Here is a 243-nt window from a genome sequence, read left to right as displayed (position 1 = left end):
GTGACCCAGATGATCCGACCGATACGACTCTTCCTGACGATAGTGATATCTCCTTATTGAAGGAGTCTGTCTTCAACGATGAGAACGGAGATGGGTTTGCCCAGTTGGGTGAGACGATCAGCTACAGTTTTACGGTGACCAATACGGGAGCCACTACGTTGAGCAACATAACGATTAGTGACCCATTGTTGGTAGCACCGAACGGTAGTTTATCAGGTGGTCCAATCGCCACACTACCCCCAG

At 49.8% G+C, this 243-nt stretch carries 1 protein-coding gene; it reads left to right on the top strand.

Annotated features, from left to right (window positions below):
• Window positions 1-243 (top strand): DUF7507 domain-containing protein (locus IQ282_RS00100; RefSeq protein ID WP_194849922.1); only part of this gene is annotated, 243 nt, incomplete at both ends.

Source organism: Nonlabens antarcticus (assembly GCF_015356755.1).
GTDB classification, from domain to species: domain Bacteria; phylum Bacteroidota; class Bacteroidia; order Flavobacteriales; family Flavobacteriaceae; genus Nonlabens; species Nonlabens antarcticus.
This window is presented reverse-complemented; position numbering and strand designations above follow the sequence as displayed.